The organism is Streptomyces sindenensis, from assembly GCF_014649035.1.
Taxonomy (GTDB): Bacteria; Actinomycetota; Actinomycetes; order Streptomycetales; family Streptomycetaceae; genus Streptomyces; species Streptomyces sindenensis.
Map to the genome: position 1 here is coordinate 42,472 of NZ_BMSG01000026.1, position 24,758 is coordinate 67,229.

The window sequence follows — 24,758 nt, forward strand, 5'->3', positions numbered from 1 at the left end:
TGTCCGGTCGACCCGTCCCGCGGGTTCCGGAGGCGAGCGAGGAGACCGTGATGAGCGAACCGACGAAGCCGGCGGTCGAGGTTCCGGAGGGGGACCCGCCCACCGAGCTGACGATCCGGGACCTCGTGGTCGGCGACGGCCCTGAGGCGCTGCCGGGCCGGGTCGTCCGGGTGCACTACGTCGGGGTGACGTTCGCGTCCGGGCGGGAGTTCGACTCCTCCTGGGAGGAGGGCCGGCCGTTCAAGTTCGCCGTGGGCGGCGGCCGGGTCATCAAGGGCTGGGACCGGGGTGTCAGGGGGATGAAGGCCGGCGGCCGGCGCGAGATCATCGTCCCCCCGCGCCTCGGCTACGGCAAGCAGTCGCCCTCGGCGCTGATCCCGGCGGGCTCGACCCTCATCTTCGTCGTGGACCTGCTCACGGTGGTGGCTCCCGGCGGCGGGGGCCGCGCTCAGACCCCCGGCTGAGCGGTCGCCACCGTGCCGGACACCGCCGCGGCGGCGTGAAACAGCGCATGGACGGCGGAGGTGACCTGGGCGGCGACGATCTCGGGGGTGGAGGAGTCGAGCTTGCCGTCGAGGTGCAGGAACGCGAGGCCGTGGACGAGGGCCCACACCGTGGTCGACAGGGCGTCCGCGTCCCCGTCGGGGAAGGTCGCGGCGACGATGGTGCGGACGTACTCCGAGATGGCGGCGGTCGCGGCGACGCGCTCCTCGCTCGTGGGGTCGCAGGGCTCCGCGAACATCGCCCGGAACAGGGCCGGGTGCTTCAGCGCGAACTGTACGTACGCGACGGCGACCGCGGCGAGTTCATCGGGGGTCGAGGGCGCGGGGTGGGCCTGCGCCAGGTGGGTGGCGAGCTCGCGGTACCCCTCGGCGGCCACGGCGGAGACCAGGGCCTCGCGGTCGGCGTAGTGACGGTAGGGGGCCGTCGCCGAGACCCCGGCCCGCCGGGCGACGGCGCGCAGCGAGAGTCCGGCGCTGCCGTCCTCCTCCAGGAGTTCACGCGCGGCACGCAGGCAGGCGGCGCGCAGATCGCCGTGGTGGTACGTGCTGCTCGGGGACATGCGCCGTGCTCCTTATGTTTGCCATGTCCACATCTCCTCCCTGATGTGAACGATGTATACATCTTAGGTGATCGGAATGGAAGAAGAAGCCGAGGCCGCCGGTGAGCGGTTCCGGCACCGTTCCTCCCGGGGCGCCGGTGCCGCTCGACGGGATCTGCTGCCCCGGGGCGGGCCGGGGCGTTAGCTGCTCAGCGCATGCCGATGGTCTTCATGACCTTGAGCGCGCCGGTCAGCAGGTCGGCCCAGGTTTCGGGGGAGATGCGGGCCGGGGGGTAGAACCCCTGGAGGCGTTGGTGGGCGATGGTCTGGGGTTCGGTGTACTTGAGGATGCCGTCGGCGCCGTGGCGGCGGCCGAGGCCGGAGTCGCCCATGCCGCCCATGGGCGCGTCGATGCTCCCCCAGGCGGCGGCGAAGGCTTCGTTGACGTTGACGGTTCCGGCGTGGACGCGGGCGGCGACGGCGCGGCCGCGGGCTCCGTTGCGGGACCAGACGCTGGCGTTGAGGCCGTAGGAGGTGGCGTTGGCGAGGGCGACGGCCTCGTCGGCATCCCGGTAGGTGTAGATGGAGACGACCGGGCCGAAGGTCTCGTGGTCGTACAGGGCCATGTCGGGGGTGACGTCGGTGAGGACGGTCGGTTCGTGGAAGAGGGGGCCGAGGTCGGGCCGCGCGTTGCCGCCGGCGAGGACGGTGGCTCCCTTGGCGACGGCGTCGCCGACGTGCTCGGTGACGGTCTTCAGCTGGGCGGGGGTGGTGAGGCTGCCGACGTCCATGCCGTAGTCGTAGGCCGCGCCGATGGTGAGCTTCTTCGTGCGGGCGGTGAACGCGGCGATGAACTCGTCGCGGATGGATTCGGCGACGTACAGGCGCTCGACGGAGACGCAGAGCTGTCCGGCGGAGGGGAAGCAGGCGTTGACGGCGCCTTCGGCGGCCTTCTCGATGTCGGCGTCGTCGAGGACGATCATCGGGTTCTTGCCGCCGAGTTCGAGGGAGGCGCCGATGAGGCGCCTGCCGGCGTCGGCGGCGATCCGGCGGCCGGTGGCGGTGGAGCCGGTGAACATCATGTAGTCGGCGTTGTCCATCAGGGGGGTGCCGATGGAGCTGCCGCGGCCGATGACCATCTGCCATACGTCGCGGGGGAGTCCGGCCTCGTGCATGAGGTCCATGGACCACAGGGCGGTCAGCGCGGTCTGGGTGTCGGGCTTCTGGACGACGGCGTTCCCGGCCATGAGGGCGGCGATGGTGTCGCTGGCGGCCATGCTGAGGGGGTAGTTCCAGGGGGAGATGACGGTGACGACGCCCTTGGGGTGACGCAGCTCGGTGGTGTGGGTGAGCAGGGGGATCGCACCGTGGCGGCGCTTGGGGGAGAGGTACTTGGCCGCGTTGCGGGCGTAGTAGCGCGAGACGATGCCGATGTCCACGACTTCGAGGTGGGCGTCGCGGCGGGTCTTGCCGTTCTCGGCCTGCATCAGGTCGAGCGCTTCGTCCCGGCGGTTGAGGACGAGGTCGTGGTAGCGCAGCAGGATCTTCCTGCGCTCGCTCAAGGGGGTGGCGGCCCAGGCCTTCTGTGCGATGCGGGCCCGCCTGAACGCGGCTTCGACGTCCTCGGGCGTCGAGGTGGGGAGGTCGGCGAGGGGGAGGCCGGTGTAGGGGGCGGTGGTGGCGACGCGTGCGGCGTCCGGCGCGGCGGAGACGAGCGCGGTCAGGTGCCCGAGCAGCGCCGGGGTGATGGACGCCGGCAGGGCCGGGCCGTGGTTGGCGGTGGGGCGGGTGGCGTGTTCGGTGGCCATGGCGGGGCTCCTCGCTACTTGTTCCGGCTCGGGACCGAGGTGGGGACCGGCATGTGGAGCGCGGCCTGGCCCTCGGTCATGACGTCGAACTGGATGGTCCGCTTCGGCTTGAGCGAGCGCAGATCGTCGGACATGCGGCCCTCGCCGAGCTGGAGGGTGACGTCGCGGGTGCTGCGCGTGGTGCCGGCGTTGAGTACGTTGGTCTGGTTCAGGGTGGAGTGCCAGCCGCCGTTGATCTTCGTGTACGAGGTGAGCGAGCCGACGCGCTCGCCGCTCACGTACGCCCTCTGGGTGGGGGTGGCCGCCGAGAACGCCAGATCGACTCCGCCGGCGTCGTTGGCCACGCGGGCGGTGGTCCGGCGGTCGTTGATGTCGACGTCGAGGTCGGTGACCCACTTGGGGAAACCGTAGCCGTCGTGGCCGCGGACCTGCGCGATGTCCGAATTCACGGGCAGGGACAGGACGTAGGCGTCGAGGTGTTCGTTCTTCAGGCCGGTGACGAGGTCGAAGAAGCCGAGCTTTCCGTGCCGGGCGGGCTTCACGGCGATGCCGACCGTGGCTTCGGTGTAGAAGTCGATGTCGCACACGTCGTACCGGAAGAACATCACCGAGACGAGTCCGAGCCCGGGCGCGATCTCCAGTGGCGAGAGTTCCTCGGGCAGGCGGGTGCGGATCGCCTTCGACGGGACGAGCATCGTGAGGCGGGCCGTGGACATCGTGTAGTAGAAGTTCGGGGTGAGCGTCGGGCCGATCGGGGAGTCGACCTTGGTCTTGGGGAGCCGGCGGAAGAAGTCCACGCCGCTGACGCGCGGATCGCGGGCGATCGCTTCCAGGTCGGGGTCCATCCGGTACCGGTCGTACAGCCCGCCCTCGGGGACGGTGACCTCGCGGCCTCCCAGATCGACCTTGACGGTGTTCTGGTTCTGCGGTGTTGAAGACATGGTGCGGGTTCCTCTCACGTTGGCGATGTCCGCCCGGCGGACGGCAGGGGGGTATGTTTGCATTGTCAACATTCGGGCGTGGTGAGGCCCGGGGAATGTCGGCAGCAGGGGGTGGGGGAGCAGGGGTGCTGCTCAGGCTGCGCCCCGGGGCCCGGTCAGCCAGGCGCGGTAGCGGCGCAGGGCGGTGCGCTGCTTGCGCTGTTCGGCGATCAGGGCGATCGCCGGGTGGGTGCCGGGCCTGGGGCTGCTGCCGCGGGCGAGGCGGCGCATCTGGTGGCGGACCTGCGCCATGCTCGCGGCGGAGGCGAGGGCCTTGTCGGACCACGTCACCGGGCGCATCCGGCGGTCCGCCTCACGGCCGCCGTGCCAGCGGTGGGGCAGATCGGGCGTGACGGCGAGCGCGGTGCCCATGCCGATGACGGCGACGCCGCTGTCGAGGACCCTGTCGGCTGTCGCGCGCCTGGTGATGCCGCCGGTGAGCATCAGCGGGACCGGGCTCGTGGTGACCAGGTCCCTGGCCAGGTCCAGGAAGTAGGCCTCGCGGGCCTGGGTGCGGGTGTCGGTGGACCGGCCGGTCATGGCGGGGCTCTCGTAGCTGCCGCCGGAGAGTTCGACCAGGTCGACGCCGAGGGGTTCGAGCATCGCGATGACCTGGCGGGCGTCCTCGGCGTCGAATCCGCCGCGCTGGAAGTCGGCGGAGTTCAGCTTGACCGCGACCGCGAAGGACGGTGAGACGGCGGCCCGTACGGCGCGGACGGTGTCGAGCAGCATGCGGGCGCGGTTCTCCAGCGAGCCGCCCCAGTGGTCGGTGCGCTGGTTGACCAGAGGGGAGAGGAACTGTGACAGCAGGTAGCCGTGTGCGGCGTGGATCTCGACGCCGTCGAAGCCGGCCTTCTCGGCGCGGTGGGCGGTCACCGCGTACCGGGTCACCGTTTCGTCGATCTGCTGCGCGGTCATGGCGGTGGGCCGGCCGAACCGGCTGCTGTGCTTGCCCAGGCTGACGCCGATGTCGGACGGGCCCCAGACGACTCCGGGCATGCCGGAGGCGACCTGACGGCCGGGGTGGTTGATCTGCATCCATATCGCGCCGCCGCCGGACTTGCCCGCCTCCGCCCATTCGGCGAACGGCTTGAGCGGCGCGTGCTCGTCGAGCACGACGCCGGCGGGGCCGGTGAGGGCCTCGGCGTGGACCATGACGTTGCCGGTGATCAGCAGCCCCGTGCCGCCGGCCGCCCACTGCCGGTACAGCGTGAACAACTGCTCGTCGGGCAACTGGCCGTCGCCGGCCATGTTCTCCTCCATCGCCGCCTTCGCGATCCGGTTCTTCAGTACCTGCCCGGAGCGCAGAGGCAGCGGTGAGAACAGCTCGCCGGTCATGTCGATCCTCTCTTCCTCTTGATCGCCTACGATGTGTACACCACTCACATTAGCCCATGAATGTAATCAGCGTAAACATCGAGTGGTGTGGAGTACGTCGCACCGGCCGGCAGCCGGGCGCGGCGGTCCGGCCGCCAGCCGTTCGGGCGCTTCCCGCCTGCGGGGCCCTCGGTCGTCCCGGACTGTGGAGACCATGAAACAGAGCACCTTGTCCGAGGTGAAGAGTGCCGTCACCCCCCGGGCCACGCTCCTGGTGATCGGGGTCGTCGCCCTCCAACTGCTGTTCGTCGTCTCCTATGTGGGCGCGCTGCACGAGCCCAGGCTCAGGGACGTCGCCTTCGGAGTGGTGGCCCCGCCGGCCGCGGCCGAGCGGACGGTGCAGCGCCTGGACGGGTTGCCCGGCTCACCGCTGGACCCGCGCGCCCTGCCCGACGAGGCGGCCGCGCGGAAGCAGATCGAGAACCGGGACATCGACGGTGCGCTCGTGGTGAACCCCGACGGCACCACCGACACCCTGCTCGTCGCCTCGGGCAGCGGCAAGGCCCTGGCCATCGCGCTGGGCTCGCTCACCGACAACGTGCTGGAGGCCGAGGGGCGTACCGCCCGCACGGTCGACGTGGCTCCCGCTTCCCCGCACGACTTCAACGGGCTGTCCTCGTTCTACCTGGTCATCGGTCTGTGCGTCGGCGCCTATCTGTGTGCGTCGATCCTCGCCATCAGCGCCGGGGCCCGTCCGGCCAACCCGACCCGCGCGGCCACCCGTCTCGGCACGATGGTGCTGGTCGCCCTCGTCGGCGGACTCGGTGGCGCGATCGTCGTCGGACCGATCCTGGGCGCTCTGCCGGGCAGCGTGTGGGCGCTTTGGGGGCTCGGCGCGCTGCTCGTCTTCGCCGTCGGCGCCGCGACACTCGCCCTCCAGGGGCTCTTCGGCGTCATCGGCATCGGCCTGGCGATCCTGCTCATCGTGATCATGGGGAACCCGAGTGCCGGCGGGGCCTTTCCCGCGCCGATGCTGCCACCGTTCTGGGAAGCGATCGGCCCGGCCCTGCCCCCGGGGGCGGGCACCTGGGCGGCCCGCTCGATCTCCTACTTCGACGGCAACAGCATGACCTCGTTCCTGCTGGTGCTGTCGGCCTGGGCGGTCGCTGGAGTCGCCGTCACCATGCTCGCCGCCGTACTGCGGCAGCGGCGCGCCACCGAGCCGAACTCGCCCGGGGAGACTTCATGACGAAGGTGCTGTTCGTCGTGTCGGCGGCCGATCGCTGGACGCTGCGGGACGGGGAGGTCCACCCCTCGGGGTTCTGGGGCGAGGAACTGGCGATGCCCCACAAGATCTTCACCGAGGCGGGCTGGGAGACCACTGTCGCGACGCCGGGCGGGAAGGTCCCGACGCTCGACCGGCTGAGCATGTCGTGGACGGCGGGGCGGCCGTCGAAGCTGCGCGCGGTGGCCGCGTACCTGGACGCCATCGACGCGCAGCTCAAGCATCCCCGGGTGCTGAGCGAGATCGATCCCGACGCGTTCGACGTCGTGTTCTACCCGGGCGGCCACGGCCCGATGGAGGATCTGCCCGTCGACCCGGTCTCCGGCGCCCTCCTGACCCGGGTCCTCGCCTCGGGCAAGCCGCTCGCGCTGCTGTGCCATGCGCCGGCGGCGGCGTTCGCCGCGAAGAACGAGGACGGGTCGTGGCCCTTCACGGGATACCGCATGACGGGCCTGTCGAACCTGGAGGAGAAGTTCAACAGTTTCGGCCGGAAGGCGATCTGGCTGCTGGAGGACCGTCTGCGGGAGAGCGGGGCGGAGTACTCCAGGGCCCGTCTGCCGCTGCGGCCGTACATCGTCGTCGACCGCAATCTGTACACGGGCCAGAACCCGCCGTCCTCCGAACGCCTTGCCCACCGCATCGTCGCCGATGTGAACGCGGCCGCGGCGCGTTAGGGGGGACTGGTCCGGGTGCGGACCCGGCCGGATCCGTACCGAACGCTTCGGCTGACACATCCGGGTCGCACGGCGGGGACCCCGCCGCGGCCGGACATCTCCTGTACGCCGACGGCAACGCGCCGGCCGGTCCGCGCGGAGAAGTGGGCGCCGTCGATCTTCGATGCCCGCTTCCCGCCGTGACGTCCGACGTCGGGCGGCCCCGAAGCCGATGCCCGTGACTCTCGCAGACGCGTCCGGCGTGCAGGCTCCTGAGGGCGTCGCGGGCCACCCCGATGTTGACAGTGCATACTCCTCGATCTAATGTGAGCATCGTAAACATCGTGCGCGAGGCGCACGGCCCATGCGAAGGGAAGTGCCATGAAGGCTGTATCGATCAAGGAACCGGGTGGCCCCGAGGTGCTGGAGTGGGTGGAGGTCGAGGACCCCGCGCCCGCGCCCGGCGAAGTGGTCATCGATGTGGTGGCCGGTGCCCTGAACCGGGCTGATGTCATGCAGCGCATGGGGCTCTACCCGCTCGCGCCGGGCACCTCGCCCCACCCGGGACTGGAGGTCTCCGGCCGCGTCAGCGCCCTCGGGGAAGGGGTCACCGGATGGCGGGTGGGCGACGAGGTCTGTGCCCTGCTCACCGGCGGCGGTTACGCGCAGAAGGTCGCCGTCCCCGCCGGACAACTGCTCACCGTCCCCGAGGGGATCGGTCTGGTGGAGGCGGCCGGACTTCCCGAGACCACCGCCACGGTCTGGTCCAACCTCGTCATGACCGCCGGCCTGAAGGCGGGCGAGACCGTTCTTGTGCACGGTGGTGCGGGCGGCGTGGGCACGATGGCGATCCAGGTCGCCAAGGCGCTCGGCGCCCGGGTCGTCACCACGGTCGGCGGCCCGGAGAAGGCCGGCCGGGCGCGCGAGCTGGGCGCCGACGAGGCGATCGACTACCGGACCGATGACTTCGCCGACCACGGCCCCTACGACGTGATCCTCGATGTCATCGGCGGCGACTACCTCGAACGCAACGTCCGTTCGCTGGCCGCGGACGGCCGTCTGGTCGTCATCGGTCTGCAGAAGGGCCTGGAGGGCTCGCTCGACCTGGCCGAGATCGTCTTCAAGCGGGCGTCCGTGTACGGCACCACGCTGCGCACCCGGTCGAAGGAGCAGAAGGCCGAGATCGTCGCCCAGGTGCAGCGGAACGTCTGGCCCCTGATCGAGAACGGCTCCGTCCAACTGGTCGTCGACCGGACCGTACCCATGGCCGACGCGGCCGAAGGGCACCGCCTCATGGAAGCCGGCGGCCATGTCGGCAAGATCCTCCTGGTCAACGAGGAGACCGGCTGACGAGGGGCGGGCCGCGGCTCAGGGGAGTCACCGGGGGATGAGCGCCTGGCCGGGTTCCGCGCCGGTTGCGGGGGACGAAGGGGGCGCAAAGGATGGAACCGCTCATTGCCGTCCGGGGTGTGCACCGCTTCGACGGCCGGCACTTCAGCGGGCGGCCGACAGGGCCGCGCCCACCGGGCACACCGCGTGCCCACGACAGGGAGTCGACATGACCGAGCTACCCCCTCCGATCACCCCCTACCTGGAACCGGCGGCGAAGGAGCTGTGCGAGGCCACGGACCCGCATCCGCGGATCTACGAGGTCCCCCCGGAGAAGGGCCGCGACATCCTGCTCGGTCTGCAGAGCGACGCCGGTGTGCCCCGCCCCGACGTCGACGAGGAGTGGGTCGACGTGGACGCGGGCCAGTGGGGCACCGTCCGCACCCGGATCATCCGGCCCAAGGGGGCCACCGGGCCGCTGCCGGTGGTGTTCTACATCCACGGCGCCGGCTGGGTCTTCGGCGACGACAAGACCCACGACCGCCTGTTCCGCGAACTCGCCGTCGGCGCCGGGGCGGCCGGGGTCTTTCCCGTCTACGACCGGGCGCCCGAGGCCAAGTACCCCACCCAGGTCGAGCAGAACTACGCCGTGGGCCAGTGGGTCCTGGAGCACGGCGCGGAGCACGGACTGGACACCTCGCGGATCGCGGTCACCGGCGAGTCGGTGGGCGGCTGCATGTCGGCGGTGTTCGCGCTGATGAACAAGGAGCGCGGGGGCATCGACCTCAAGGCCCAGGTCCTGCTGTACCCGGTCACCGACGCCGACTTCAACACCCCCTCCTACCTCCAGTTCGCCGAGGGCTACTACCTGACCCGCGACGGTATGAAGTGGTTCTGGGACGCCTACATCGGCAACCCCGCCCACCGCGCCGAGGTGTACGCCGCGCCCCTGAAGGCCACCCTGGACCAGCTTCGGGGCCTGCCGACCACGCTGGTCATCACCGACGAGGCCGACGTCCTGCGCGACGAGGGCGAGAAGTACGCCAACCGGCTGCGCGAGGCCGGCGTGGACGTGACCTCCGTCCGGGTGGCGGGCATGGTCCACGACTTCCTCCTCCTGGACAGCCTGCGCGACACCCGCGCCGCGAACGTCGCCCGCACCCTCGCCGTCGACGCCCTCAACAAGGCCCTGCACGACGACTGAGGCGTCCTGTCGTCGGACCCGGCCACCTTTCACGAGTACGCCGTGGACGGCTGCGGGCACGGCCGGGCCGACGCCGCCGAGCACGCTGATTGCCGCACGGAATACCCCGTGGCCAGGAGGGAACCGAAGTCGGGGCCGAGTCCGGGAACAGCGGGCCCGGCGGGCGCGGTTGCACGGACCGAGGGGCCGAGCCTCACAAGTACGGCATGTCCGCCGCGCGAGCTCGGAGCACCCCGACCCGACTCCGTGGAAGGACCTCTTCATGACCGACCGGCCCTTGACCCTCATGGCCGTGCACGCCCACCCCGACGACGAGGCCACGGGAACCGGAGGAGTCCTCGCCCGGTATGCGGCGGAAGGCATCCGCACGGTTCTCGTGACCTGTACCGACGGCGGTTGCGGAGACGGGCCGGGAGGCGTCAAGCCGGGCGACCCCGGGCACGATCCGGTGGCCGTCGCCGCGATGCGCGGCCAGGAACTCAAGGCGAGCTGTGAGGTTCTGGGGGTGAGCGATCTGGAGACGCTGGACTACGCGGACTCCGGGATGATCGGCTGGCCGAGCAACGACGCGCCCGGATCCTTCTGGCGGACCCCCGTGGAGGAGGGCGCCGCCCGCCTCGCGGAGCTCATGCGGCACTACCGCCCCGATGTGGTCGTCACCTACGACGAGAACGGCTTCTACGGGCACCCCGACCACATCCAGGCACACCGCATCACGATGGCGGCGCTGGAGATGACCGAGCTGACACCGAAGGTCTACTGGACGACGATGCCCCGCTCGGCGATGCGCCGGTTCGGGGAGATCATGCGTGAGTTCCAGGAGGACATGCCGGAGCCGGACCCGGCCGAGGAAGCCGCGATGGCCGAGATCGGCCTCCCCGACGACGAGATCACCACCTGGGTGGACACCACCGCGTTCAGCGGCCAGAAGTTCGACGCGCTGGCCGCGCACGCCAGTCAGGGCGAGAACATCTTCTTCCTCAGGATGGGCAAGGAGAGGTTCGGCGAACTGATGGGCATGGAGACCTTCGTGCGGGTCAAGGACGCCACCGGCGCCGCCGTGCCCGAGAAGGACCTCTTCGCCGGACTCCGCTGACCCGCCGCCCGCCGGGGCCCGTACGGCGACGGGGGTGCGGCCCCGTCAGCCCTGCCGCGCCCCCGCCAGCCGCCCCCGGGCCGCCGCCTGGATCTGGGAGGGGCCCAGTCCCCACTCCAGGATGCGTCCGACGGCCGTCGCCAGGGGCCGGTCCCCGCAGAGGCGGACGGGGGCCGGGCGGCGGATGGAGAGTTCGGCGCGGGCCCAGTCGGGGAGGAGCCCGGTGGAGGCGTTGGTGAGCAGGCGGACGGCCAGCCGCTCCCGCGGTGTGCGTCCGAAGGAGCGGAGGAACCGCACCGAGTCCAGCGCGGCCGGGGTGGCACGGAGTCCGGGGCGCATGCGGGTCAGGTAGCTCTCCACCTCGGACGCGGTACGCGGCACCTGCCGCGCTCCCAACTCCTCGGCCACCGGGGCGGCCTGGCGATAGTAGGTGTCGCATTCGGCGCGGGTGAGCCGCTGCGGCCGGGGCGCGTAGGCCTGGTGGCCGGCGAGGAAGCTGCGGACCTCGGCGGTGTGCACCCAGGTGAGCAGATCGGGATCGTCCGCGCGGTACGGCCTCCCGTCGGGGGCCGTACCCCGCACCCGGGTGTGGATGCGCCGGACGAGACCGATCACCTCGCGGGCGGCGGGCGAGGAGCCGAAGGTGGTCGTGGTGATGAACCGTACGGTCCCGTTCAGCCGCCCGACCGGATCGGCGCGGAAGTCCGAGTGCTGGTCGACCCCGGCCATGGCCAGCGGGTGCAGCGACTGGAGCATGAGGGCGGCGAACCCGCCGGTGAGCATCCCGGTGGCCTGCCCGTGCACCCGCCACAGCGGGTCCGCCGGAGTGATCCCGAACAGCCCGGGGTCGCCGGGCGGAGCCGCGTACCGCTCCAGCTTGAGGTCCCCGCCGTGCAGGGCAGCGGTGAGTTCCGCCGCGATCCGGTCCCGCAGTCCCACCAACGCCTCCCGGCTCCCGGCCCCTGGCCCTCGGCTTCCGCTCCCGTGTGCTTCGAGCGAGGGTACCGAGCCGCCGCGGGCGCGAACGTGCGTTCCCGCCGGAACCGGCGGTGGGGCCGGTGCGCGTACCCGCACCGGCCCCACCCGGGAGCATCCCGGCCGCGCCTGGAGCAGAGGCGGCCGGGGGCTGTCAGACCAGGTCGTAGCGGTCCAGGTCCATGACCTTGGCCCAGGCGGCGACGAAGTCCGTCACGAACTTCTGCCGCGCGTCGTCGCTCGCGTAGACCTCGGCGAGGGCACGCAGCTCGGAGTTGGACCCGAAGACCAGGTCGGCGCGGGTACCGGTCCACCGGACCTTGCCGGACGCGTCGCGCGCCTCGAACTCGTCCTGCGTCGACGACGTCGGCTTCCAGGTGATGCCCAGGTCGAGCAGGTTCACGAAGAAGTCGTTGGTCAGCGTGCCCGGGCGGTCGGTGAGCACGCCGTGCTTCGAGCCGCCGGTGTTGGCGCCCAGCACCCGCAGACCGCCGACCAGAACGGTCGTCTCCGGGGCGCTCAGCGTCAGCAGGTTCGCCCGGTCCAGGAGCAGGTACTCGGCGGGCAGCCGGGCCGCCTTGCCGGTGTAGTTGCGGAAGCCGTCGTACGCGGGCTCCAGCGCGGCGAAGGACTCGACGTCCGTCTGCTCCTGCGTGGCGTCGACCCGGCCCGGGGTGAACGGGACCTCCACCTCGACACCGGCGTCCTTGGCCGCCTGCTCGACCGCCGCGCCGCCCGCGAGGACGATCAGGTCGGCCAGCGAGACCTGCCTGCCGCCCTTGGCGTTGAAGGACTCCTGGATCCCCTCCAGCGCACGCAGCACCTGCGCCAGCTCGTCCGGGTCGTTCGCCTCCCAGCCGCGCTGCGGCTCCAGACGGACGCGGGCGCCGTTGGCGCCGCCCCGCTTGTCGCTGCCGCGGAAGGACGCGGCCGAGGCCCAGGCGGCCGAGACCAGCTGCGACACGGTGAGGTCCGTGGCCAGCACCTGCTCCTTGAGCGCGGCGATGTCCGCGGCGTCCAGCACCTCACCGGTGCGCGCGGGCAGCGGGTCCTGCCACAGCAGCACCTCGGAGGGCACCTCGGGACCCAGGTAGCGCTGGATCGGGCCCATGTCGCGGTGCGTCAGCTTGTACCAGGCGCGCGCGAAGGCGTCCGCGAACTCCTCGGGGTTCTCGTGGAAGCGGCGCGAGATCTGCTCGTACGCCGGGTCGAAGCGCAGCGACAGGTCGGTGGTGAGCATCTGCGGCTTCTGCTTCTTCGACGCGTCGTGCGCGTGCGGGATGGTCGCCTCCGCGTCCTTGGCGACCCACTGCTTCGCACCGGCCGGCGACTCGGTCAGCTCGTACTCGTACGCGAAGAGGTTGTGGAAGAACTCGTTGCCCCACTTCGTCGGGGTGCTGGTCCAGGTCACCTCCAGACCGCTGGTGATGGCGTCCCCGCCCTTGCCCGACTTGTACGAGCTGCGCCAGCCGAGGCCCTGCTCCTCCAGCGGGGCGCCCTCGGGGTCCGCGCCGACGTTCTCGGCCGGGCCCGCGCCGTGCGTCTTGCCGAAGGTGTGGCCACCGGCGATGAGGGCGACGGTCTCCTCGTCGTTCATCGCCATCCGGCGGAAGGTCTCGCGGATGTCGCGGGCGGCGGCGATCGGGTCCGGGTTTCCGTTGGGGCCCTCGGGGTTGACGTAGATCAGACCCATCTGGACCGCGCCGAGCGGGTTCTCCAGCTCACGGTCGCCGGTGTAGCGCTCGTCGTCGAGCCAGGTGGTCTCGGGGCCCCAGTAGACGTCCTCCTCCGACTCCCAGACGTCCTCGCGGCCACCGGCGAAGCCGAAGGTCTTCAGGCCCATGGTCTCCAGGGCGACGTTGCCCGTGAGGATCAGCAGGTCCGCCCAGGACAGCGCCTGGCCGTACTTCTTCTTCACCGGCCACAGCAGTCGGCGGGCCTTGTCCAGGTTGCCGTTGTCGGGCCAGCTGTTCAGCGGGGCGAACCGCTGCTGCCCGGCGCCCGCGCCACCGCGGCCGTCGCTGATGCGGTACGTACCGGCGCTGTGCCAGGCCATCCGGACCATCAGGGGCCCGTAGTTGCCGAAGTCGGCCGGCCACCAGTCCTGCGAGGTGGTGAGCACCTCGGCGATGTCCCGCTTCACCGCGGGCAGGTCCAGCGCCTCGAACGCGGCCGCGTAGTCGAACTCCTCGCCCAGCGGGTTCGCCACGGCGGGGTTCTTGGCGAGGATCTTCAGGTTGAGGCGGTCCGGCCACCACTGGCGGTTCCCGCCGCCCTGCGTGGGGTGCGGCGCGCGGCCGTGCGCCACGGGGCAGCCGCCCGCCTGCGCCTCGGGCTTCTCGGGGACGGCCGTCTCGGGCGAATCCGGGACGACGGGGTCGAAGACGTGCGACTCGCTGTTCTCGGTCATGGGTGATCCTTCCGGCCCCGGAGGGTCGTAGAGGCGCTGAACGGGGGAGGAGGATTCGGTCCGTGCAGAAGGGGCACGTTGATGTCGGGGCCCGCCGCGAGTCGCCCGAGCGCCTCGCGGGCCACCGCACCCGGTGATTCCGGGCGGTGCGAAGACGACGGCGCTGGGCCGACGGGCGGCACTGCGCGGTCGACCGGTGGTGTCCCGTCGCGTGTCTCTGCTGCCGTACCGGAGTCTTCCTGTCTCTTGGATGTCGCCGGGATCGATCCTACGATGGACTTCGTCCAAGTCAAGAAGTGGGCTAAAACCATAATGATGCGGGCGTGGTGTCGGGCGCGTTCTCTGCGCGAGCCGCCGGCCCCCTCTCACGAGCGGAGCAGGTGAAACGAGATGAGCGACCTCCTTCGACGGCTGCGGGGCCGTGGCTGGCGCATGACCTCCCAGCGGCGTGTCGTCGCGGAGGTCCTGGCCGGCGACCACGTGCACCTGACGGCCGACGAGGTGCATCTCCGGGCCGCCGCGCGCCTGCCCGAGATCTCCCGCGCGACCGTCTACAACACGCTGGGCGAGCTTGTCGCGCTCGGCGAGGTGGTGGAGGTCTCCACCGTGGGCCGCGCCAAGCGGTACGACCCCAACGCGCGCAACCCCCACCAGCACCTGGTCTGTTCCGGCTGCGGCACGGTCCGCGACGTCCACCCGGGCGGCGACGCCATCGGCGATCTGCCCGAGGAGGAGCGGTTCGGGTTCGCGGTCGGCTCGGTGGAGATCACCTACCGAGGGTTGTGCCCGGCCTGCGCCTGATGGCGACGGACCCGCCCCCCGAGGGCGGGGAGCCCGTCAGAGGTCGCGGATCGACGGCACGTCGTAGACGAGGGCGGAGCTGTTCGCCGGTCCGCGGCAGGTGAGTTGGCGTGCCGGCGTGCGCCGGGCCCGTACGTCGACGTCGAGCAGCCTCGCGCTCGGTCCCCGGCCGCTGACGCGGACGCGCCAGCCGTCGCCGTCGGCGACCGTCGCGGTGACCGCGTAGTCGTGCCTGCCCGCCGGGCCGAAGCGCCGGAGGACCGCGGCCACCGCTGCCTGCTGGGGCGGGCGGAGGGTGGTGTAGCCCCGCAGATGGTCGGCGCGGATACGGTCGGCGAGGTGGTCCTCCACCACGGTGACCGCCGAGCGGGGGTCCAGATTCCCGTAGTAGACGCCGTCGGGTACGACGACGACGTTGGCGGCGAAGCGGTCACCGCCCACGTGCGTGCACTCCCACACCAGGTCGGGCCAGCGCGCGCTGAGGGCCTGGCCCACGGGCCGGCCGCGCACCGCGCAGCAGGCGTCGTGCAGGCCGTGCGCGCAGACGAGGACGACGGGGGCGAGGCCCGGCTCCCCCGGGGAGTCCAGGGCGGCCACGATCCGCGCCAGGTCCTGGTCGCGGCGCCAGCTGCCCCATCGCTGGCGCAGCGTGCCGGAGCCCTCGTGGTGCAGTACCGCCCACCGGTCGCTGCCCTCGATGCGGCGACGTCCGTGCCGCCTGACGAGGAGGATCCGGGCCCGGTTCGCCCGGGCGGCGGCGAACACGAGGTTCTTGGTCTCCGGATCGAGGGCGAGGCCGTCGAAACCGTTGGCGGGCCAGGCGCGCCGGCACTCGATGAGGACCCAGGCGGAGCCGAAGGGGGCCGTGCCGACGAACGCGTCGTCACGGGCCCTGGCCGCGTCGGCGCAGAAGAACCGGTCCGGCGGGGTCACCGGTCCGCGGGCACCAGCACGCCCGCCCGCAGCAGCCGCCCGGCGAGCGCGAGGCCGAGGTCGCCGGCGGTGCGCACCCGGCCGTCGAGCAGCCGTGCCACGGGTACGAGATCGGATGCCGGGAGGTCGAGGTGCCCGACGCGGGTGTGCAGGCGTGTTCCCTCCAGCCGGGGCTCCAGCGCCTTGCGCAGCCGTACGGGTGAGGTCGTCGCGAGGCCCCTCAGCGCGGAGAGCTGCGCCACGGGGCCCAGTGGCGCCGGGCGGGCCTGGGAGCGGCGGGCGCGGTGGAAGAGCGGAGCCGGGTCGGCCTCGGCCACGGCGGACAGCAGGCGCTCGCGCACCAGGCCGAGGAGGTCGTCCGGGCCGGTTCCGCCACCTGGCTCGTTCGGCTCCGCCAGCGGCAGTGACCGGCGCATGGACGGATCGTCCCCCAGCGCCGCGAGGGCGGCCCGGGTCAGCTGCTCGGCCAGCGCGTAGCGGGTCCAGGCGTGGACCCCCAGCGTCAGATGGATCGAGACCTCCCCCTGGGCCTGCGCCGAGTGCAGCCAGCCGCGCGGCAGGTACAGCACATCGCCGGGGCGGAGCATCGTGTTCAGATGGGGTGTGCCGTGGGCGGCCCGGTCGGCGACGGCCGCACGGTGATCGGTCCACGGCTGATCGCGCAGCGGGTCCGGCAGCACGGGTTCGTGGATCACCCACCGCTTCGCCCCCTCGATCTGGAGGACGAAGACGTCGTGCACGTCGTAGTGCGCGTCGAATCCGCGGTTCTGCGGCGGGGTGACGTAGGCGTTCGCCTGTACGGGGTGCCCCAGCTCCGTACTGAGTCCGGAGACCAGGTCCGCCACCGGCTCCCAGGTGCGGTGCAGCGCCTGCAGGACGAGCGTGGCGCCGTCGGCGAACGCACGCCACAAGGCCGTGTCGTCGAGCTGGTCGGCGACGGTCGCCCCGACCCCCGCGGGTGCGGTGAAGGACGAGGAAGGCAGGGTGGCTCCGTCCTTGGCGACCCGGAGGAACGGCGTCCGCAGCCCCCGACGGGAGATCAGCTCGTCCACGGCGGACGGGGAGAAGACATCGGTGAAATCGCTCGCCTCCCGCGTCAGCGAGGCCGTGCGTGCCCAGATGTCACGAGCGAACTCCTCCCGGCTGAGCCCGGTCAGACGGGATTCCAGGATCCCGGCGCCTTCCCGCGCGCCGGGATCCCGGAGTTCGGTGCGGGACACGCTCAAGAGCGGCTGCCGGCCCCGTCGGCCCCACCGTCCGCGCCTCCGTCGGCTCCACCGTCGTGGACGCCCGGGGTGCCGGCCGCGCCACCGTCGGCGGGACCCTCCGCTCCGCCGTCCGCGCCCCCGTCCGCACCACCGTCGTGGACGCCGGGCGTACCGGCCGCGCCGCCGTCGGCGGGTCCCTCGGCTCCGCTGTCGGCGCCACCGTCGGCCCCGCCATCGGCTCCGCCGTCGTGGACGCCCGGGGTTCCCGCCGCGCCGCCGTCCGCAGGTCCCTCCGCCCCGCCATCGGCTCCGCCGTCGTGGACGCCGGGCGTACCGGCCGCGCCGCCGTCCGCAGGTCCCTCGGCTCCGCTCGCGTCGTGCTCGGTCATCATTCCTCCTGGGATCACACCATGGGGACGATGGTTTTCCGCTGTCCGGAAACCCGGTCGCCGGGATGTCGGTCTGCGCCGAAATGGCCAGTAATCACCGTATCCCTGTGGCTGGGAAACATCGATTCGGGCGGTGCGAAGTCGCCCGAATGCCGGACCTCACGCCCCCTCCGCGCCGCGCCGTCCACCTCCGCCCTGCGCTGCCGGCCGCGGTCGGCTTCGACGTCGGGAACAAGCACCGGGCAGGGCTGACCGGGGCAGCGGACCGCTTGATCGTCCCCGGGCGGGGTAGCGAATCGGTATGACCACTGACAGAACATCGCCCGCGACCGGCGGGTACGTACAGCCGGAGCTCGACGTCCGGGCGCTGGCCGGGGTGCTCGACGGTGAGTACGCCGAGGTCCGTGACCTGGTCCGGGCCAATCTGGTCAGGCACGCCTCGGTGCTGGACGAGGCCGACGAGCTCGACATGGACGCGTACCGCGAGCGGGTGCGCGAACTCGTGGTCGAGATGGCGGCGACGGGCCAGACCGGCATGGGCTTCCCGAAGCGGTACGGCGGAGGCGGCGACGTCGGGGCCTCGATCGCCGCGTTCGAGACGCTCGCCTTCGGTGATCTGTCGGTGCTGGTGAAGGTCGGAGTCCAGTTCGGGCTCTTCGGTGGCGCGATCCTGCATCTGGGCACCGAACGCCACCACGACGCCCATCTCCCCGGCCTGATCACCGGGGAGCTGATGGGCTGCTTCGCGATGACGGAGACCGGGCACGGCTCCAACGTCCAGGCGCTCGGCACCGTCGCGCGCTACGACGCCGACGCCCAGGAGTTCGTCATCACCACCGAGGGCGACCAGGCGCGCAAGGACTACATCGGCAACGCCGCCCGCCACGGTGAACTCGCGGTCGTCTTCGCCCAGTTGGAGGTGGCCGGGAAGTCCGAAGGAGTGCACGCCCTCCTCGTGCCGATCCGGACCGACGGCGGGACCGCGCCCGGGGTCCACATCGAGGACGACGGCCGCAAGATGGGCCTGAACGGCGTGGACAACGGGCGCATCCGGTTCGACGACGTGCGGGTGCCACGCGAGGCGCTGCTGAACCGCTTCGCCGACGTCACTCCCGAGGGCGTCTACGAGAGCCCGATCGACAACCCGGACCGGCGCTTCTTCACCATGCTCGGCACCCTGGTCCAGGGCCGGGTCAGCGTCGGCGGCGCAGGGGTCGGTGCCGCCAAGGTCGCCCTCGCGATCGCCACGCAGTACGCCCTGCGGCGCCGGCAGTTCGCGGCCGGGCCCCAGGGGGAGGAGCAGTTGCTCCTGGACTACGGACTGCACCAGCGGCGTCTGCTGCCGCTCATCGCCCGTACGTACGCACTGCACTTCGCCCAGGACGTCGTCCGCACCCAGCTCCACGAGGTCTTCTCCGACCTGGAGGACGACCCGCAGGCGCGCCGCCTGCTGGAGGCCCGGGCCGCCGGAACCAAGGCGCTCGCCACCTGGCACGCCACCCGGGTGATCCAGGAGTGCCGCGAGGCGTGCGGCGGCGCGGGCTATCTCGCCGTCAACCGGTTCGCCGCGCTCAAGGCCGACAGCGACATCTTCACCACCTTCGAGGGCGACAACCACGTCCTGCTCCAGCTCGTCGCCAAGGGCCTGCTCACCGACTACGCGAGCGAGTTCGAGGACCTGGACCAGCTGGGCATGGTCCGCCACGTCACCAACCTCGCCGTCGAGACGGTCATCGAGAAGACGTCGGCCCACAAACTGCTCGAACGGGTCCGCGACCTGCTGCCGGGCGGCGACGAGTGGGACCAGGAGGCCGGTCTGCTCGACTCGGAGTACCAGCTCGCCATGGTCCGCTACCGCGAGGAGCACATGCTCGCCGGGGTGGCCCGCAGGCTCAAGGCCGGCATCGACCGCAAGCGCGATCCGGGCGCCGTCTTCTCCGAGGTGCAGGACCACGTCATCGCCGTCGCCCGCGCCCACATGGAGCGGCTGGTCCTGGAGGCCTTCGTCGAGAAGACGCGGACGCTGCCCGACGGCGGCAACAAGGTCGCCCTGGGCCTCCTGTGCGACCTGTACGCCCTGTCGACGATCGAGGCGGACCGGGCGTGGTTCATGGAGCACGGACGGCTGACCGTCCAGCGGTCCAAGGCGATCACCCGTGAGGTGAACGATCTCTGCCGCAAGATCCGGCCCCTGGCCGGCGGACTCGTCGACGCCTGGGGGATCCCGGACGCCATGCTGCGCGCCCCGGACCTGGTGGGCGGTGCCTGAACCGGCGTCTGCCATGACCCCGGGCCCGTAGCCGTCGTCGCCCACGGCATGAGGGGGGTGCCTACGGCCCGGATCCGGACGAGGTCGCCGCGAGCACCAGGTCCACGCAGTGCGCCTCCAGCCGTTCGCGCGGTACGTCGAGCGTGCCGTGCAGCCACCCCGCGAAGAGGTTCGCCAGACCGCCTACCAGGGCGTGCGCGGCCAGGCGGCGGTCGATGTCGTCCCCCGTGCCGGCGAGCTGGCCGCCGACCAGGTCGGTGAAGGCCGGCATGAGCAGGTGGCTGCGGGCCCCGAGCACCGGGTCGGCGAAGGGCTCCAGGAGCAGCAGACGGCCCTTGTGCGGCGCGTCCAGGACCAGGGCGACGAAGGCGGAGACGGCGGCCCGGGCCCGGACCTCGCGCTGCGGGTCGCCGATCGCCACCGCCCCCTCCAGTGCACTTCGGGCCTCGTCGGCGACCCGCTCGAAGGCGGCGAGGAGCAGGTCGTCGCGGCCGGTGAAGCTCTCGTAGAAATAGCGGTCCGTCAGGCGCGCCCCACGGCAGACGGACCGGACCGTGACGGCCGCGCACCCCTCCTCGCCGGCCAGGCGCTCGGCGACGTCCAGCAGCGTTCGCCGACGGGCGGCGCGACGATCGGCGAGCTTGGTGCCGCCCCAGCTCCGGTCCGTCAACTCCGGTTCCCCCATGTTCTGTTCACGTAATCGATCACTGCTCAAGCAATTGACGACAGGTGTCCGCACATTCTAGCCTGAGGACAGGTGTCATCAGATTGCTCTCCACGGCCTCGCAACGGAGAACCCCAGCGGAGGTACACGTGACAGCGTCACCGCACGGACCGCACGGATCCCACCCGACCGGCCCGACCGGCCCGACCGGCCCGAGAAGCCCCGAACCGCTCGGCCCCGATTCCCTCACCTGGCGCTGGTTCGGCGACTGGAGGGGCCTCCTCCTCGCCCCCTGGGCCGGATCGATGCAGAACATGCACCCCGAGCTCGGCGCGGGCGTCGCCGAGCACTCACGCTTCTTCGAGGAGCGCTGGGAACGCCTCTTCCGCTCGCTGTACCCGATCGGGGGCGTGGTCTACGACGGCCCGCTCGCCGCCCGCACGGCCCGCGAGGTGCGCGGCTACCACGCCGCGATCAGCGGGACCGACGCGCACGGCCGCCCGTACCACGCGCTCGACCCGGGCACGTTCTACTGGGCGCACGCCACGTTCTTCATGCTGACCGTGCACGTCGCCGAGCGTTTCGGCGGCGGCCTCAGCGAGGCGCAACGGCGCACGCTCTTCGACGAGCACGTCCGCTGGTACGCGCTGTACGGCCTCTCGATGAAACCGGTCCCCGGCAGCTGGGAGGAGTTCCAGCGGTACTGGGACCACATGTGCGCCGACGTCCTGGAGGACAACCGGCCGACCCGGGACGTCCTGAACATGCGACGTATCGCCCGGCCGCCCCTCCTGCGGTGGCTGCCGTCGCCACTGTGGGCCCTCGCCCGCGTCCCGCTCGTCCGGCTGACCCTGTGGATCACGGTCGGCCTGTATCCGCAGACTGTCCGCGACCGCCTGGGGCTGCGCTGGACGCCCCACGACGAACGCCTGCTGCTGGTGCTGGGCCGGTCGGTGCACCACGCCTGGCGGTACGTCCCCGAGCGGTACCGCTTCCACCCGCGCGCCCGGGCGGGCTGGGACCGCGAACGGGGCCGGTCCGTACCGGGCCCCGTGGAGACACCGGCCCGGAACCTGCCGCCCGAGGACCGGCGAGGGCTCCCGCAGCACTACGTACCGAGAGGCGGCCTTCGCGACTGACGGCACTGTGCACCGAGCACCGGCCCTCGTGACCGACGCGGCCGACGGGCGAGCCCCGCCCCCCCCGGGAGCCCCGCCCCGGGAATCCCGCCCCGGGAGTCCCGCCCCCGGGCGCCCGCACCCTGTACGTCACCCGCTTTGCTCCGTCGTACCACCCTGCGGCTAGTTTGTGTGCAGCACGGATGAGCAGGCCCGTGGTGGCGGAGACGGACACACGGGGAACGGGAGGTCGGGGAGAGTGTCGCTGCGCGGAGGTGATCCAGCCGAGATCGGCGGTTATCCGCTGGAGGAGCGGCTCGGCTCGGGTGGCATGGGCACGGTCTTCCTGGCCCGTACGAGCTCCGGCCGGCGCATCGCGATCAAGCTGATCCACCAGCATTTCGCGGGGGACGACGAGTTCCGCATCCGGTTCCGGCAGGAGGTGGCCGCCGCACGGCGGGTGAGCGGAGCGTTCACCGCGGCCGTGGTCGACGCCGCCCCCGAGGCCGACCAGCCGTGGATGGCGACGACGTACATCGAGGGGCCCACGCTCGCCCAGCGCATCACCGACCAGGGCCCCCTGAACGGGCCGGAGCTGCGGAGCCTCGCCATCGGTCTCGCCGAGGCGCTGCGCGACATCCACCGGGTGGGCGTCGTCCACCGCGACCTGAAGCCCTCGAACGTGGTCCTCTCGGCCGAAGGCCCCCGCGTCATCGACTTCGGCATCTCGCGCGCCGTGGACCAGGAGACGCTGACGATGACCGGGCGGGTCATCGGTACGCCGCCCTTCATGTCGCCCGAGCAGTTGCAGGCGCCGCGCGGCGTGGGGCCGCGCTCCGACGTCTTCTCGCTGGGGACGCTTTTGGTGTACGCCGCGACGGGCCACGGGCCCTTCGACGCGGACAGCCCCTATATAACGGCCTATCAAGTGGTGCACGACGAGCCGTCGTTGGGCGCCGTGCCGGATGCCCTGCGCGCGGTCGTCGAACCGTGCCTGGACAAGGAGCCCGAGGGGCGCCCCTCGACGGACGAACTCCTCGTACTGCTGCGTGACCTGCCGGCCGACCTGGGCGGGCCCGCCACCGGCGGGCCGGGGGCGGGCCGGACCCGCGACATGCTCACCCAGCACCACCTCATGACACCGGAGACCCCGCCCCCGACCACCCCCGCACCGGCAGTCCGGACCACGCCCGCCGCTCCCGACGCCGGCCGCACCGGCACCGCGATCGGCGGCCGGCTGCGGCGCCGGTGGCGGCCCGTGCTCGCCGCGGCGGTCGCGGTGGCGGCGATCGGCGGGGGAGTCGCCGCGCTGACGACGAGCGGCGCCGACGGGAACGGCGACGGCACGGACGGCCGGGGCGCGGACGCCGGGCGGAGCGCCGCCGCACCGGGCGGCACCCTTCCGGACGGCTTCGAGCCGTGGCGGACGACCGTGCCGGGCGGCCGCGAGGACATCCCCGACGAGTTGCGCTGCGTGGCCCGCGACGACGCGCTGTTCTGCGGGGGCGGAGGCGTCATCGCGACCCGGGTGAACCCCGCGGACGGATCGCGGGTCTGGACCGCGAAGAGCCCGGGCGTCCCGGCCCAGGGCATGCACATGGTGGGCGCCACCGATGACACCGTGATCGGCTACCGCATCGCCGACCAGGACGCCCCGCAGGGCCCGCCCACCGAGGTGGTGGCCCTCGACGCGGACAGCGGCGAGGAGCTGTGGTCCACCCCGTCGGGCGCCCAGTCGACGGCTGTCACCGGCCGGACCCGGGACGCCGTCGTGGCCGGTTCCGCCGTGGTGACCGTCGACGCCTCCAACTCCCGCTTCGAGGCCCGGGACGCCCACAGCGGCGAGGTCGCCTGGACGGCGCCGTTCCCCGCCGGCACCCAGTGCGCGCCCGTGCCGGAGGGCCCGAGGCTTCTGGCGATGTGCGCGACCGACGCGGAGATCGACGCCCTCGATCGGCGCAGCCCCACCCTGCGTACGCTCGCCCTCGACTCCGGGGAGCTGGGCAGGCCCATCACGGTCGAAGGACCCGTTGTGCCGGTCGGCGACGCCGACGGCTCCCTCGTACTCCTCTCCCCGTCCTTCGAGGGCGTCGCGCACGCCGGGTACGACGGGTTGGCCCGCGTCGACCCCGCCTCGGGGAAGGTGACGTACTCCCGGTTCGACAAGGTGTACGACGGTACGCCCGGCATGGCGGACGGCACGGTCCACCTGAGCGGGCAGACAGGTCTCGTCACGGCGTTCGACGCTGCGACGGGCGAGAAGAAGTGGGAGCGGCAGACGGGCGTGGAAGGCGCGTCGGGGCCCGCCGCGGGTGACGGCGCGGTGTACTTCAGCTCCGCCAGCGGCCGGGTCGTCGCGCTGTCGCCGAACGACGGCAGGACGCTGTGGTCGACGGACCCGCGGGCCGACGGGCTGGCGGGGGAGCTGAACGCGAGCCCGCGCGTGACCGTCTCGGGGCGCGTACTGTTCGTGGCCGCGGCGAAGAACACCCTCTTCGCCATCGACGCGCGGAAGCCGCCGAGGTCGAGCTGACCCCGGCGGCTCCCTGCCCGCCCTCCTCCGCGATCCGCAGCCGCGGCCGCCGTCCGGCGTCGTCGAGGGCGGCGGCCATCGAGGCGCTGCCGGGACCGGTCAGGAGGCAGGTTCCGACGCCCTCCCGGAGGGGATCGGCCGTCAGACCGGTCAGCAGGAACACCAACGGACCGCCCTGCTGTCTGCGCGGCCCGCTCAGTCGCCGAGGATCCGCTCCCACAGCAGCCCGTCCCGCCAGCTCCCGTCGAGGAGGATCGCGGCGTGCGCGACGCCGTACGGGGTGAACCCGTTGCGGCGCAGCACCCGTTGGGAGGGCAGGTTCTCCAGATTGGTGGACGCCTCGGCGCGGTGCAGATTCAGCTCCTCCCGCATGACGCGGAGGGCGAGCCCGACGGCGTTCCCGGCGTGGCCCCGGTTCTGGGCGACGGAGGCGATCCAGTAGCCGACGGAGCCACGGCGCAGATGCGGCTGCGGCAGGATGCCCCCGATGGTGACCTGACCGATCACCTCGTCACCGGCGAGCACCGCACCCGGCCAGACCGTACCGGCCCGGTACCCCGCCAACAGGCCCTCGATCCGCTCCTCCTGGCCCCGAGGGGTGAAGAAGTCGTCCGGCTGGGCCGGTTCCCACGGCCGGAACGCCTCGGCGTCCCGTACCCGGTGGGCGGCGATCGCGGCGGCGTCGGCGGGCTCTATCAGGCGGATGCTGGTGGTGCTGGGCATGGGCCGGTCCTCGTCGGGATG

At 72.2% G+C, this 24,758-nt stretch carries 21 protein-coding genes; 10 read left to right on the plus strand and 11 right to left on the minus strand.

The window, feature by feature from the left end:
- The first annotated feature begins 50 nt into the window (after nt 1–50).
- A complete protein-coding gene (locus IE145_RS24400) occupies nt 51–464 on the plus strand; it encodes an FKBP-type peptidyl-prolyl cis-trans isomerase (protein WP_189527589.1) in 414 nt (137 codons plus the stop codon).
- Here IE145_RS24400 and IE145_RS24405 read toward each other — a convergent pair.
- The 4 genes from IE145_RS24405 to IE145_RS24420 form a co-directional block, all read right to left on the minus strand.
- Nucleotides 449–1,063 (minus strand): TetR/AcrR family transcriptional regulator, encoded by a 615-nt coding sequence (locus tag IE145_RS24405; protein WP_189527590.1) that lies wholly within the window; start codon nt 1,061–1,063, stop codon nt 449–451. The genes IE145_RS24400 and IE145_RS24405 overlap by 16 nt on opposite strands.
- Before the next feature lie 188 nt (nt 1,064–1,251).
- Nucleotides 1,252–2,850: a succinic semialdehyde dehydrogenase gene (locus IE145_RS24410; RefSeq protein ID WP_189527591.1), complete on the minus strand. Its 1,599-nt coding sequence runs from the start codon at nt 2,848–2,850 to the stop codon at nt 1,252–1,254.
- Nucleotides 2,851–2,864: 14 nt separating this feature from the next.
- The gene (locus IE145_RS24415) at nt 2,865–3,791 is read right to left on the minus strand and encodes an acetoacetate decarboxylase family protein (RefSeq protein ID WP_189527592.1); all 927 of its coding nucleotides are present in this window, start codon (nt 3,789–3,791) and stop codon (nt 2,865–2,867) included.
- Nucleotides 3,792–3,923: 132 nt separating this feature from the next.
- Nucleotides 3,924–5,168 carry an NADH:flavin oxidoreductase/NADH oxidase family protein gene (locus IE145_RS24420; RefSeq protein ID WP_189527593.1) on the minus strand — a complete coding sequence of 415 codons (1,245 nt, stop codon included), beginning with the start codon at nt 5,166–5,168 and terminating at the stop codon, nt 3,924–3,926.
- A 193-nt stretch (nt 5,169–5,361) separates the two neighbouring features.
- On the opposite strand from IE145_RS24420, the gene IE145_RS24425 reads away from it, so the two are divergent.
- From IE145_RS24425 to IE145_RS24445, 5 genes are all read left to right on the plus strand, one after another.
- Nucleotides 5,362–6,396 carry an ABC-2 transporter permease gene (locus tag IE145_RS24425; RefSeq protein ID WP_189527594.1) on the plus strand — a complete coding sequence of 345 codons (1,035 nt, stop codon included), beginning with the start codon at nt 5,362–5,364 and terminating at the stop codon, nt 6,394–6,396.
- A complete protein-coding gene (locus IE145_RS24430) occupies nt 6,393–7,106 on the plus strand; it encodes a type 1 glutamine amidotransferase domain-containing protein (RefSeq protein ID WP_189527595.1) in 714 nt (237 codons plus the stop codon). The genes IE145_RS24425 and IE145_RS24430 overlap by 4 nt, the downstream gene beginning before the upstream one ends.
- 360 nt (nt 7,107–7,466) lie before the next feature.
- Nucleotides 7,467–8,435, plus strand: a complete 969-nt coding sequence (locus tag IE145_RS24435) for an NAD(P)H-quinone oxidoreductase (RefSeq protein ID WP_189527596.1) — start codon at nt 7,467–7,469, stop codon at nt 8,433–8,435.
- A 208-nt stretch (nt 8,436–8,643) separates the two neighbouring features.
- Nucleotides 8,644–9,618, plus strand: coding sequence for an alpha/beta hydrolase (locus tag IE145_RS24440; protein WP_189527597.1), 975 nt, complete (start codon nt 8,644–8,646; stop codon nt 9,616–9,618).
- A gap of 262 nt (nt 9,619–9,880) precedes the next feature.
- Entirely contained in the window at nt 9,881–10,714 is an 834-nt protein-coding gene (locus IE145_RS24445) for a PIG-L family deacetylase (RefSeq protein ID WP_189527598.1), read from the plus strand.
- Between the two features lie 45 nt (nt 10,715–10,759).
- Here IE145_RS24445 and IE145_RS24450 read toward each other — a convergent pair whose 3' ends face one another.
- Nucleotides 10,760–11,653, minus strand: coding sequence for an oxygenase MpaB family protein (locus IE145_RS24450; protein WP_373296629.1), 894 nt, complete (start codon nt 11,651–11,653; stop codon nt 10,760–10,762).
- A 190-nt stretch (nt 11,654–11,843) separates the two neighbouring features.
- A complete protein-coding gene (katG, locus tag IE145_RS24455) occupies nt 11,844–14,099 on the minus strand; it encodes a catalase/peroxidase HPI (protein WP_189527600.1) in 2,256 nt (751 codons plus the stop codon).
- Nucleotides 14,100–14,489: 390 nt separating this feature from the next.
- Between katG and IE145_RS24460 the strand changes: the two genes are divergently transcribed.
- A complete protein-coding gene (locus IE145_RS24460) occupies nt 14,490–14,900 on the plus strand; it encodes a Fur family transcriptional regulator (protein WP_189527601.1) in 411 nt (136 codons plus the stop codon).
- 36 nt (nt 14,901–14,936) lie between these two features.
- Here IE145_RS24460 and IE145_RS24465 read toward each other — a convergent pair whose 3' ends face one another.
- The 3 genes from IE145_RS24465 to IE145_RS24475 are packed head-to-tail and all read right to left on the minus strand — an operon-like array spanning nt 14,937 to nt 17,433.
- Complete coding sequence (locus IE145_RS24465) at nt 14,937–15,833, minus strand: ferredoxin family protein (protein WP_189527602.1); 897 nt, start codon at nt 15,831–15,833, stop codon at nt 14,937–14,939.
- The gene (locus IE145_RS24470; protein ID WP_189527603.1) at nt 15,830–17,059 is read right to left on the minus strand and encodes a cupin domain-containing protein; all 1,230 of its coding nucleotides are present in this window, start codon (nt 17,057–17,059) and stop codon (nt 15,830–15,832) included. The genes IE145_RS24465 and IE145_RS24470 overlap by 4 nt, the downstream gene beginning before the upstream one ends.
- Nucleotides 17,056–17,433 (minus strand): BatC protein, encoded by a 378-nt coding sequence (locus IE145_RS24475; RefSeq protein ID WP_189527604.1) that lies wholly within the window; start codon nt 17,431–17,433, stop codon nt 17,056–17,058. The genes IE145_RS24470 and IE145_RS24475 overlap by 4 nt, the downstream gene beginning before the upstream one ends.
- A gap of 298 nt (nt 17,434–17,731) precedes the next feature.
- Between IE145_RS24475 and IE145_RS24480 the strand changes: the two genes are divergently transcribed.
- Complete coding sequence (locus tag IE145_RS24480) at nt 17,732–19,699, plus strand: acyl-CoA dehydrogenase family protein (protein WP_189527605.1); 1,968 nt, start codon at nt 17,732–17,734, stop codon at nt 19,697–19,699.
- 61 nt (nt 19,700–19,760) lie between these two features.
- Here the strand turns inward: IE145_RS24480 and IE145_RS24485 are convergent, their stop codons facing one another.
- Nucleotides 19,761–20,369, minus strand: coding sequence for a TetR/AcrR family transcriptional regulator (locus IE145_RS24485; protein ID WP_189527606.1), 609 nt, complete (start codon nt 20,367–20,369; stop codon nt 19,761–19,763).
- A 143-nt stretch (nt 20,370–20,512) separates the two neighbouring features.
- On the opposite strand from IE145_RS24485, the gene IE145_RS24490 reads away from it, so the two are divergent.
- Together IE145_RS24490 and IE145_RS24495 are read left to right on the plus strand one after the other, a co-directional pair.
- Entirely contained in the window at nt 20,513–21,502 is a 990-nt protein-coding gene (locus IE145_RS24490) for an oxygenase MpaB family protein (RefSeq protein ID WP_189527607.1), read from the plus strand.
- A gap of 238 nt (nt 21,503–21,740) precedes the next feature.
- Nucleotides 21,741–24,014, plus strand: a complete 2,274-nt coding sequence (locus IE145_RS24495) for a serine/threonine-protein kinase (protein ID WP_189527608.1) — start codon at nt 21,741–21,743, stop codon at nt 24,012–24,014.
- Between the two features lie 195 nt (nt 24,015–24,209).
- Here the strand turns inward: IE145_RS24495 and IE145_RS24500 are convergent, their stop codons facing one another.
- Nucleotides 24,210–24,737 carry a GNAT family N-acetyltransferase gene (locus tag IE145_RS24500; protein WP_189527609.1) on the minus strand — a complete coding sequence of 176 codons (528 nt, stop codon included), beginning with the start codon at nt 24,735–24,737 and terminating at the stop codon, nt 24,210–24,212.
- Between the last annotated feature and the right edge of the window lie 21 nt (nt 24,738–24,758).